At 75.6% G+C, this 10,558-nt stretch carries 9 protein-coding genes; 2 read left to right on the top strand and 7 right to left on the bottom strand.

Annotated elements, in window-relative coordinates; all coding sequences use genetic code 11:
- Positions 1 to 101 precede the first annotated feature (101 nt).
- Positions 102 to 719 (bottom strand): GNAT family N-acetyltransferase, encoded by a 618-nt coding sequence (locus BIV57_RS04550; RefSeq protein ID WP_071655329.1) that lies wholly within the window; start codon positions 717 to 719, stop codon positions 102 to 104.
- Positions 720 to 851: 132 nt separating this feature from the next.
- Here BIV57_RS04550 and BIV57_RS04545 point away from each other — a divergent pair, with 132 nt between their 5' ends.
- Positions 852 to 1,292, top strand: a complete 441-nt coding sequence (locus tag BIV57_RS04545) for a MarR family winged helix-turn-helix transcriptional regulator (RefSeq protein ID WP_175548663.1) — start codon at positions 852 to 854, stop codon at positions 1,290 to 1,292.
- Between the two features lie 47 nt (positions 1,293 to 1,339).
- Here BIV57_RS04545 and BIV57_RS04540 read toward each other — a convergent pair whose 3' ends face one another.
- Both BIV57_RS04540 and BIV57_RS04535 read right to left on the bottom strand, forming a co-directional pair.
- Complete coding sequence (locus BIV57_RS04540) at positions 1,340 to 3,187, bottom strand: PP2C family protein-serine/threonine phosphatase (RefSeq protein WP_071655328.1); 1,848 nt, start codon at positions 3,185 to 3,187, stop codon at positions 1,340 to 1,342.
- Positions 3,188 to 3,274: 87 nt separating this feature from the next.
- Complete coding sequence (locus BIV57_RS04535; RefSeq protein ID WP_079170001.1) at positions 3,275 to 4,891, bottom strand: sensor histidine kinase; 1,617 nt, start codon at positions 4,889 to 4,891, stop codon at positions 3,275 to 3,277.
- Positions 4,892 to 5,113: 222 nt separating this feature from the next.
- On the opposite strand from BIV57_RS04535, the gene BIV57_RS04530 reads away from it, so the two are divergent.
- Positions 5,114 to 5,809: a pyridoxine/pyridoxamine 5'-phosphate oxidase gene (locus tag BIV57_RS04530; RefSeq protein WP_071655327.1), complete on the top strand. Its 696-nt coding sequence runs from the start codon at positions 5,114 to 5,116 to the stop codon at positions 5,807 to 5,809.
- Between the two features lie 61 nt (positions 5,810 to 5,870).
- Here BIV57_RS04530 and BIV57_RS04525 read toward each other — a convergent pair whose 3' ends face one another.
- The 4 genes from BIV57_RS04525 to BIV57_RS04510 all read right to left on the bottom strand — a co-directional run.
- Positions 5,871 to 7,166, bottom strand: coding sequence for a cytochrome P450 (locus tag BIV57_RS04525; RefSeq protein WP_071655326.1), 1,296 nt, complete (start codon positions 7,164 to 7,166; stop codon positions 5,871 to 5,873).
- 59 nt (positions 7,167 to 7,225) lie between these two features.
- The gene (locus BIV57_RS04520) at positions 7,226 to 9,043 is read right to left on the bottom strand and encodes an IucA/IucC family protein (protein WP_071655325.1); all 1,818 of its coding nucleotides are present in this window, start codon (positions 9,041 to 9,043) and stop codon (positions 7,226 to 7,228) included.
- Entirely contained in the window at positions 9,040 to 9,630 is a 591-nt protein-coding gene (locus BIV57_RS04515; RefSeq protein WP_071655324.1) for a GNAT family N-acetyltransferase, read from the bottom strand. Before BIV57_RS04515 ends, BIV57_RS04520 begins: the two co-directional genes overlap by 4 nt.
- Positions 9,627 to 10,558: SidA/IucD/PvdA family monooxygenase (locus BIV57_RS04510; protein ID WP_175548662.1), on the bottom strand; the 932-nt coding region annotated here is incomplete at its 5' end. The genes BIV57_RS04510 and BIV57_RS04515, both read right to left, overlap by 4 nt.

Raw genomic sequence — 10,558 nt, 5'->3', positions numbered from 1 at the left:
GGGGCGGGGGCGCGGGCGGGGGCGCGGGCGGAGGCTGGCGCTGGGCGGCCCGAGGTGGCGACGGGGGTGCCGGCGATGGTGCCGACAAGCGCGGCCGCCGCTCAGTCGAGCAGCAGGCCCATGTAGTACTCGCCGACGCGCCGGCCGCCCACGTCCAGGGCGGCCCGGCGCAGTCCCTCGACCTGGAAGCCGCAGCTCAGATAGAGATTGACGGCCCGTCGGTTGTGCTCCATGACCGTCAGCTCCAGCCGGCGCAGCCCCCGGGCGCGCGCCTCGTCCGCGGCGGCGCGCAGCAGCGCATGGCCCAGGCCGCGGCCGGAATGCTCGGCGCGCACCCCGGTGACCAGGTACCCGGTGCGCGCCGAGCGCGCGTACGGCGGGACGGTGACGTCGACATAGCCGAGCGCCGCCGCTTCGGGTGCCCCGGTCTCGGCGGCGATCAGCAGGTAGGAGCGGTCGCGTCCGGTGGCGCAGGCGTCCAGGCGGGCCGCGAGCGGCGCCGGGTCGGTCTCGCGCTCGCCGGGCTCCAGCAGCATGAAGTCGGACTCCCGGTCCAGCGTCTGCTGCAGAGCGAGCAGGACGGCGGCGTCCTCCGGGCGCGCGGGGCGCACCGCGGCGGAGCGTCCGGCAGCGATGCGGTCCGACTTATCGGGCTGCTCCGGGCGTCCCGGCCGCTCCCGCTCGTCCCGCTGCTCCGGCTGCTCCGACTGCTCGGTCAAGGCGCTCCTCCTCGTGGTGCGTGCGGCGGCGGGGTGCCTCGGCGCCGCGCGACGCCAGGCTACGCGCGGCGCCCGATGCGCCTCGGGGCGGGGCTGCCCTGTGCGGACGGGCGCCGCTGATACGGTCGGAATGTGGACAGCCCCGGCCCCGAGCGCCTGATGATGGTGGTGCAGCGGCTCCTCGGCGGGCTGCGGACGGTCGTCCACGATCCCCATCTCTCCTTCGCCTCGGCGGGCGTGCTCAGCACGCTGAACCGCCGCGGCGCGTGCCGGGTGACGGAGTTGGCCGAGGCCGAGGGCATCACCCAGCCCGCGGCGACGCAGATGGTGGCCAAGCTGCAGCGGGCCGGCCTGGTGACGGTGACCGCCTCGGACGAGGACCGCCGGGTGCGGATGGTGGCGACTACGGACGCGGGGCGGCAGCGGCTGGCGGAGCGTCAGGCGCTGCGCGCGGAACGGCTCGCGGCGCTGCTGGACCGGCTCTCGCCCTCCGACCGCCACGACTTGGCCGCCGCACTGCCCGCGCTGGAGCGGCTCGCGGAGGAGGCCCTCGCGGAGGCCCGGCGGGGGTAGGGGGCGTCGGCGGGGGGCGTGAGGCGACGGGCGGCGGGGGCGTCGGGTCAAGGCTTGAAGGGCAGCGCGCGGAGGGCGACGACCGTGGCGTCGTCGGGCGGGACGTCCAGATCCGCCGTCATCTCCGCGAGGACGGCGTCGACGCACTCCCGGAGCGGCAGGTCCGCGTGGCGCAGCGCCGACTCGACCAGGGCGCGCAGGCTGTCGTCGAAGTCGGTGCCGCGCCGCTCGACGAGGCCGTCGGTGCAGAGCAGCACCAGGTCGCCTGGGGCGAGGGCGGTCTCGGTCGCCAGGTACTGGAAGTCGGGGAGGACGCCGAGCGGCGGGCCCACCTTCGCCTCCAGCAGCGCGGCGTGGCCGCCGCGCACCAGGATCGGCGGCGGGTGGCCGGCGCAGGTCCAGCGCAGCGTCCGCATCTCGGGGTGGTAGCGGGCGATGATCGCGGTGGCCGTGGACTCCCAGCCGTCGTCGCAGGCCAGCGAGTTGAGCCAGGTGGTGAGGTTCTCGACGGGGGCACCGGTGAAGGCGAGGCCGTTGAGGGCGTTGCCGAGTTTGGACATCAGCGCCGCCGCGTCCAGGCCGTGGCCGCGGGCGTCGCCCAGGGCGAGCAGGGCGCGGCCGTCGGGCAGCACCCGGTTGTTGACCCAGTCGCCGCCGACGCCGGCCCGGCCGCCGGCGGGGCGGTAGGCGAGGGAGAGGTCGAGCCCGGCCTCGGCGAGCGAGACGAGGTCGGGGACGATCGCGGCGCGCAGCTTCTCGGAGACCGCCGCCTCGGCCTCGGCCCGGCGCCTCTGGCGGTGCGCCTCCAGCGCGGCCTCCTCCTCGCGGATCCGGCTGTCCAGGATGTCGGTGACGTCCCGAACCACCGCGCGCACCGCCCAGACCGGGCCGCCGCGGAAGGCGGTCACCGGCTCGGCGACGACGCGCAGCACCCGCACCCGCCCGCGGAGGCGGACGGTGATCTGCGCGGAGGCCGGCCGCGTGTCCCGGAGCAGGTGCTCGGCGAAGGTGCGGTAGGCGGGCAGCGACTCGGGCTCGACAAGATCGATCCAGCGGGCGGGCCCGTCGACCGGTTGCCCGTCGACCGGTTGGCCGTCCGCGGGGTGGCCGTCCCCGAGGTGGCCGTCCCCGAGGTGGCCGTCGACGATCGCGCGGCTGCCGGTGTGGCGCTTGCCGAGCGCGCCGCCGGGTCGGCCGCCGACAGGTCCGCCGGGCGGGCCGAGGACCGTCCGCATCTGCGAGGAGTACTCGGCGCGGCCTGTGGCCAGGTCCCACTCCAGCCAGCCGACGTCGGCGATGCGCTGGGCCTCGGCGACCATTCCGGCGCGGCCGAACCGCTCCCAGGTCATCAGCAGCGCGGAGCCGCACGGGGAGACGGAGACCAGGTCGCTGCGCCGCTCGATCCAGCCGCTCGGACGGGGCATCAGCCATTCGACGCCGCGGCGGCGCAGCGGGACGCCCGTCCGGTGGACCTCGGCGATCTCCTTGAAGAACCCGTCGGCGTCCATCCCGGGATAGTCGGCGCGCAGCCGGATGAGGTCGCCGACGAGCCGGCCGGTGAAGCCCGGATCGGGCTCCCGGGAGTAGAGGACCGCGGCCCGGTTGACCGCGATGATCTCGAAGTCCTCGATCTCGCCGCCGTCGGCCGGGATCGGCCTGAGCAGCACCGCGGGGATGTCCAGGGCCTGGAGGACGCTGCGGGTGCCCGGCAGCGGCGAGTCCGCCGTGGCCGCGGCGCGATCGGGGTCGTCGTGGGCTTCCGGGAGGCGGGTGGCGCCTCCGCCCGGGGGGACCAGCCCGGCCTGCATCAGCCCGCGGCGGTTGTCGCGGACGAGCCGCTCGATCGCCTCCCGGTCCGCGCTGTGCGGCCCGGCCGCCGACTCCTCCTCACCCACGCGCCTGCTCCTTCGCCCAGGTCGACTCCGGAGAGGACCGTCTCCACATAGATCATCTCTATTAACTTTTCCATATATTCAGGACCTTTAGTCCGCTGTGCGCGGCAGCCGGACGGTGAAGCGCGCGCCGCCGAGCGGGGGCGGCGCCCCGTCGACCACGAGACTGCCGCCGTGATGGCGCGCCACGTCCTGGACGATGGCGAGGCCCAGCCCGGAGCCGCCCTGGTCGCGGCTGCGGGCGTCGTCCAGCCGGATGAAGCGCTCGAGGATCCGCTCCCGGTCGGCGGGCGGGACGCCGGGGCCGTCGTCCTCGACCACCAGCCGGACCTCGCCGCCCGGTGCCGCCCGGACGGTGACCAGGACCTGGGCCTCCGCATGCCGCTCCGCGTTGTCGACGAGGTTGCGCAGCAGGCGGGCGAGCTGGGCCCGGCCGCCGCGGACCGTGGTCGCCCCCGGGCCGTCCCGGCACCCCGCCCCGACGTCGAGCCGGACGGGGACCCGGCCGACGAGGCGGTCGTCCAGCTCGGCGCGCACCAGCTCGGCGACGTCGATCGGATCGGTGCGGGGCGGCTCGCCGGCGTCCAGGCGGGCGAGCAGCAGCAGATCGGTGGCGAGCTCCTGGATGCGGATGGTCTCGGCGAGCATGTCCTCGGTGTCGAGGAGTTCGGGGTGGGCGCAGGCGACCTCCAGCTGGGTGCGGAGCGAGGCGATCGGGCTGCGCAGTTCGTGGGAGGCGTCGGCGACAAACCGGCGCTGGTGTTCCACGGCTTCCTCCAGTGCGGCGAGGGTGCGGTTGGTGGTGCGGGCGAGGCGGGCGACCTCGTCGCGTGCCGGCGGCACCGGGACGCGCCGGGAGAGGTCGCCCGCGGTGATCTCGGCGAGCTCGGCGCGGATGGCCTCGACGGGGCCGAGGGCGCTGCCGGTGACCAGCCAGGTGACGCAGCCGACCATCACGACCAGTCCGGGGACGGCGATGGCGAGGGCCTGCGCGGCCCGCAGCACCGCGTCCCGGGCCTCGGCGGCGGGGACGGCGGCGTAGGCGGTGACGGGGACACCGGCGCGGGAGACCGCCCGCTCGGCGGCGACCCGGAAGGCCGCGGTGCGGACGGCGGGAGTGGCCGTCCGGCCGGCGGAGGCCACCGGGGTGGCTGGGGAGCTGGCTGGGGCGCTGGCTGGGGCGCTGGCTGGGGCCGGGGCGGCGGGGGCGCCCGGGCCGGCGTCAATCGGGGCACCGTCGGAATCCACCGGGAGGGTGACGGTGCGTCGGTGGACGCTGCCGTCGGTGGCCCCGAGACCGGGCCCGCCCGGCCGGTCCGCGCGGTCGAAGTCGGCGAGGGCGGTGCGGCGGCGCAGGCCTCCGCTGGCGGCGAGCACCCTGCCGCGCGCATCCACCAGCTGGCCGGCAGATCCGTCCGCGGCGGGGAGCGGAGACCGGGCGGGCGAGGCCTCCGCGGCGGCCTCCGCGGCGAGCGCCCTGGCCTGCGTCTCGGCGCGCTGGTCGAGGGAGTCGAGCAGGGCGGCGCGGACCACCAGCAGCACCCCGGCGCCGGCCAGCGCCAGGGCGAGCGCGACCACGGCGGTGGCGCCGAGCGCGGTGCGCACCCGGACCGGGCCCAGCGCACGGCGCAACAGACCGCCGCGGCGGGCGGGGTGCTCGCCGCGGACGCCGTCGGCGGCGTCTGAGTGCTGGGCTTCGGTGTTCATGGCCGCAGCGTGGCACAGCCCTCCTGAAGGGTTCTTCAGGATCCTTCAGCACAGCTTCAGGTTCGGGGGCGCAGAGTGTGCGCAATCCGACAGGGGCGCGGCCGGGCCCCGATCGGGCCGCCCAAGTACGCGAGGGCAACCGTTTCTTGACAACTCAACAGGGTGCGCGGCGCGCGCAGGGTGATGGCCGGATCATGGCGGTGGGGGTGCCACAGTGGGGTCATGACCGATCACCACTCCGACGGCGCGCCGGGCGTCGCGGCCGAGCTGCTCCGTTCCGCGCCGCCGCCGATGGCCCGCGAGCTGCCGGGCTTCGATGCGGGTCGGGCCCCGGCGGCCCCGGGTCGGCTCTTCGTCGCCTGGCTCGCCGAGGCGCTCGACGCCGGAGCGGCGGATCCGCAGGTGATGACGCTCTCCACGGTCGATGCGGAGGGTCTGCCGGACGCCCGGGTGCTGGTGCTTCGCGATGTGGACGAGGCGGGCGGCGGCTGGATGTTCGCCGCGGACGCCGCCAGCCCCAAGGGCCGCCAGTTGGCGGGCGTGCCCGCGGCGGCGATGACCGTCTACTGGCCGGCCGTGGGGCGGCAGGTGCGGTTGCGCGGTCCGGTGGAGACGGCGCCGAGGCCGGTCGCGGAGGCGGACTTCGCCTCCCGCTCGCCGCTCTCCCGGGCGGCGACGCTGGTCGGGCGGCAGAGCGAACCGCTCGGCTCGGCGGAGCAGTTGGCGGCGGCCGCGGAGGACGCCCTGCACCGCATCGAGGCCGAGCCGGGGGCGTCCGCGCCCGGTCACACCGTCTATGTGCTGCGCGCGGAGACCGCCGAGTTCTGGCAGGGCGACCCCGAGCGCCGCCATGTCCGGCTCCGCTACCGCCGCCGCGCCGACGGCGGCGGCTGGGACCGCTCCCTGCTCTGGCCCTGACGCCCGTTCCCGGCGATCCGTCCGCCGGGCCTCCCGCCGGGCCTTCCGGGCGGACGCCCCGTCAGGAGCCCAGCCGCACCGGGAGCTCGTCCAGCCCGTAGACGATGGACAGCTTCCGGAAGCGGAGCTCCTCCGCCGGCACGGCGATCCGCATCCGCGGGAACCGGCGGGCCAGCGCCGGGTAGGCGGCGCGCAGCTCCATCCGGGCCAGCTCGGCGCCGACGCAGCGGTGGATGCCGTGGCCGAACGCCAGATGCCCGGCGGCCGCGGGCCGCTCGGGGTCGAACTCGTCCATCCGCGGGCCGAGCGCCGGGTCGCGGTCCGCGGCGCTGAGCGAGCAGACCACGATGTCGCCCTGGGCGATCCGCACTCCGCCGACCTCGACGTCCTCGCGGGCGAACCGCGGGAACGCGGTCTGCACCACCGTCAGATGGCGCAGCGCCTCCTCCACGAAGCGGTCGGCGAAAGCCTCGTCGGCGGCGAGGCGCTCGGGCAGGGCCGGGTCGCGGAGCAGCAGCAGGGCGCCGAGGGCCAGCATGCTGGCGGTGGTCTCGAAGCCGCCGGTGAGGACGCCGTCGGCGAGGCCGGCGAGCTCGTCGTCGCCGATCTGGTCGCCGTGGTCGCGGATGAGCTGGCCTAGCAGCCCGTCGCCGGGCTCGGTGCGCTGCTGCTTGACGATCCCCCGGAAGTAGTCGAGCGACTCGGTGACGGCGCCGAAGGAGGCGGTGGCCCCGCCGGCGAGGTCGAAGCGGGCGGCGCTCAGCCGCTGGAACTCCTCGCGCTCGGCGTAGGGGACGCCGAGCAGTTCGCAGATGACCAGCGAGGGGATGGGCAGCGCGAAGTCCTGCACCAGGTCGACGGGGCGGCCGGTGTGCTCCGCCTCCGCGGCGAGCGCGTCCAGCCGCTCCTCGACGATGGCGTGGATGCGGGGCGTCAGGCGGGCGAGGCGGCGCATGGTGAACTCGGGGGTGAGCAGGCGGCGCAGCCGGGTGTGGTCCGGCGGGTCGGCGAAGCCCAGGCCGCCGGGGGTCTGGGCCTCGGTGATGCCCGCGCTGCCGACCAGGTTGGTGAAGTCGTTGCTGAACGACTTGGAGTCGACGAGCACCCGCTTGGCCTCGGCGTGGCCGGTGACCAGCCAGGCGCCGCCGACGAAGGGCAGCGGGAGCTTGCTGACGGGCTCGCGGTCGCGGAGCGCGCCGAGCTCGGGCACCGGGTCGAGGCCGTCACGGCGCAGCGTGACCAGGGCGCGCTCGGGCAGCCGGGCCAGATTGAAGCCCTTGCGCTGCACGCGGGCCAGGTACTTGCGTCCGGCCCACGACGAGATCCTCGCCGCCGTGCCCTGCCACATCGTCGTCATCCCGAACCACCTTCATCAGATCGTCGGCAATGATGACAGGCGGACATTGCGGTGAGATCTCAGCGCCGATGCGGGGCGAGCGGGTTGACGAGGGTGCCGACGGCCCGCACGGCGCCGGCCGGGTCCGCGAGGTCGACCATCTGCTGGTTGTCGCGCAGCTGAAGCCGGTTGAGGCAGGAGCGGGCGAACCGCTCGGCGAACAGGTCGTAGCGGGCGAAGCGTTCGGCGAGTCCGGGGTGGGCGTCCTGGTAGTCGGCGGCGCATCCGGCGACGGCGGCCCAGAAGCCGTCCTCGGTGACCAGGTCCTCGGCGACCAGCTCGGCGGCGAGGAACCGCAGGAAGCAGTCGAGGACGTCGGTGAAGACGGAGAGCAGCCGCTGCTCCTCGGGCACCTCGGCGACGATCCGCCGCACGGCCTCGGGGATCTCGGGCAGCTCGGCGTCCGGGTCGAGGAGGGCCACCTCCTCGCCGATGTCCTTGAAGAAGGCGCGGCGGGGGACGCCCCGCCCGTCCAGGGCCAGGATGACGTTCTCGCCGTGCGGCATGAACACCAGCCCGTACCGGTAGAAGCAGTGCAGCACCGGGACGAGGTAGGCGTCGAGGTAGGCGCGCAGCCAGGCCTCCGGCTCCAGCCCGGAGCCCCGGACCAGGGCGGCGGCCAGCGAGCGGCCGGCCCGGTCGGTGTGCAGCAGGGCGGCCATGGTGGCGAGGCGCTCGCCCTCGCCGAGCAGCGGGACGGGGCTCTCCCGCCAGAGCGCGGCGAGCATCTTGCGGTACGGCGAGCCCTTGGCCGAGGCGGCCTCGTAGCGGGCGTGCCGGTAGCCGACGGCGGCGCGCTCCCGCAGCACGGTGAGCCCGGCGGCGCGCAGCACCGGGTCGGCGTCGGCGAGGTCGTGCACCCAGTCGTTGATGGCGGGGGTGGCGGCCATGTAGTCGGCGGAGAGCCCCCGGTAGAAGCCCATGTTGAGCACGGACAGGGCGGTCTTGGTGTAGTGCCGCTCGGGGCGGGAGGTGTTGAAGAAGGTGCGGATGGACTGCTGGGGGCGGTGCTCGTCCTCGCCCTCGCCGAGCAGGACCAGCCGGCCGGTGGCGATCTCGTCGGCGAAGGTGACGGCGAGCCGGTTCCACCACTGCCAGGGGTGGACGGGGATGAGGTGGACGTCGGCGAGTGAGCGTCCCCGTTCGGCGAGGACGGCGGCGAACTGGTCCAGGGTGGCGGGGTCGAGCTCGGCGCGGAGCAGCGCGTCGTGGTCGAGGCCGGGGGTGGCGGAGTAGTGGGCGCGGTCGCGGTCGGCGGCGAGCCACAGCAGCCGGACGGGGACGCCGGCCTCGGGGGCGTAGGCGCGGTACTCGCCGGCGTCGAAGCCGAGGCGTCCGCTGTTGGCGACGAAGCAGGGGTGACCCTGCGTCATGCCGGCCTCGATGTCCTGGAACTGCCCCTCGGCCAGCTGCTCGGCGGTGGCCGCGGCGCCGTCGAGCTTGTAGGCGGCGGCCGCCAGGGTGCTGGTGATCTCCTCCAGGTACAGCGGCAGCACCCGGTCGGAGAGGCCGAGTTCGGCGCGGAACTCCAGGATCAGGTCGGCGGCGTCCAGCGGGAGGTGCTCGGTGCCGCGCTGCCGGGTGATGGAGGCGGCGTCGATCGCCCAGTGGTCGAGGGCCATCCGGCGGGCGGAGAAGCGGTAGTCGGTGCCGCCGTCCGCGGGGTGCACCTGCCAGCGGCCGTCGGGCAGTCGGCGGGGGACGAGCAGCAGCTCGTGTGCGAACTCGGCGAGCGCCTTGGCGACGAGCTGCCGGTTGGCGCGGTCCCAGGCGGCGGGGTGGAGGTGGGCGGTGGCGGCGGCGGGGTCGTCGCTCGGCGGGAGGGCGGTGGCGGTCATGCGGGGGCTCCTGTGAGCGTGGCGCGGGCGGCCCGGTACTGGTCGCGGGTGCAGGTGGAGAGGAGGGCGTCCTTGCCGGGCAGGGCGACCGCGGCCTGGACGCGGAAGCCGGCGGCGGCGTTGAGGGCATGCACGGGCCGGTTGGCGGCGTCGGGTTCGACGACGATGCGCCGGACGGCGGGGTCGTCGAAGAGGAAGTCCAGGACGGTGGCGAGGACGGCCCGGGTGAAGCCGTGCACGGGACGCTCGGCGGGGGCGCAGAGGAAGTGCATGCCGATGTCGCCGTCGCGGTGCCGGTAGGCGGCGAGGCCGGCGAGCTCGGAGCGCTCGGGCGCGTAGCGCTCCATCAGGAAGGTGGGCCGTCCGTCGTGGAGGCCGAGCAGCGCGCGGCGGTGCGGGTCGAGGGCGGTGTCGGCGAACTCGCGGTCGACCTGGGCGGGTTCGGCGTCGCCCATCATCCAGAACCGCGATTTGGGGTGGGTGAGCCAGCGGTGCAGCAGCGGGGTGTCGGCGATGTGGTCGACGTCCCGGAGGGCGAACGCGCCCAGCCCGGCGTCGTCCCGGGTGAACAGCACCGGGGCGCTCACAGCGCGAACTCCTGGAAGGCGATGCGCTTCTCGACCGGGTAGGGCTCGCGGCCGGTCATGGTGCGGATCAGGCTGGCGTTGCGGTAGGCGCCCATCCCGAGGTCGGGGGTGGCGAGGCCGTGGGCGTGCGGGGCGGCGTTCTGCAGCAGGATCTCGCCGCGCCCGGCGCGGTCGGCGGAGTGGTCGCGGCGCGGGTCGAGGCGGCCGCGGTCGTCGAGCCGGAGGCGGTCGCGGACGGGGTCGAGGAAAGCCGGCAGCCCGGCACGGTAGCCGGTGGCCAGGATCAGGCCCTCGGTGAGCAGTTCGCTCTCGGCCCCCTGCTCCTCCTGGCGGAGGCGCAGCCGGTAGCCGCCGGCCGCGGGGTCGTGGGAGGCGGCGGTCACCGCGGTGTTGGCCAGCAGCCGGGTGTTGATCGGCCCGCCGAGGCTCTTGGCGTAGAGCAGGTCGTAGATCTCGTTGATCAGCTCGGAGTCGATGCCCTTGTAGAGGCCCTTCTGGGCGTCGAGCAGCCGGTCGCGGTCGGCCGGCGGCAGGGCATGGAAGTAGTCGATGTACTCCGGGGAGGTCATCTCCAGGGTGAGCTTGGTGTACTCCAGCGGGAAGAACCGCGGCGAGCGGGTCACCCAGGTGAGCTGGTAGCCGCCGGGCTCCAGGCCGCCGAGGAGGTCGCGGTAGATCTCGGCCGCGCTCTGGCCGCTGCCGACGACGGTGAGCGAGCGCCTGCGGCGCAGCGCGTCCCGCTCCCCCAGGTAGTCGGCCGCGTGGACGGCGCCGCCGGCTCCGCCCCCTTCGCCCCCTTCGCCCCCTTCGCCCCCTCCGCCGCCTTCGTCGCCTTCTCCGCTGCCCGCGCCTTCGCCCGCACCGACGCGATCGCCCTGCCGCACGAGCGGCCGCAGCGCGGCGGGGATGTGCGGCGGGGTTCCGGTGC

The sequence above is a fragment of the Mangrovactinospora gilvigrisea genome (genome assembly GCF_001879105.1).
GTDB classification, from domain to species: domain Bacteria; phylum Actinomycetota; class Actinomycetes; order Streptomycetales; family Streptomycetaceae; genus Mangrovactinospora; species Mangrovactinospora gilvigrisea.
This window is presented reverse-complemented; position numbering and strand designations above follow the sequence as displayed.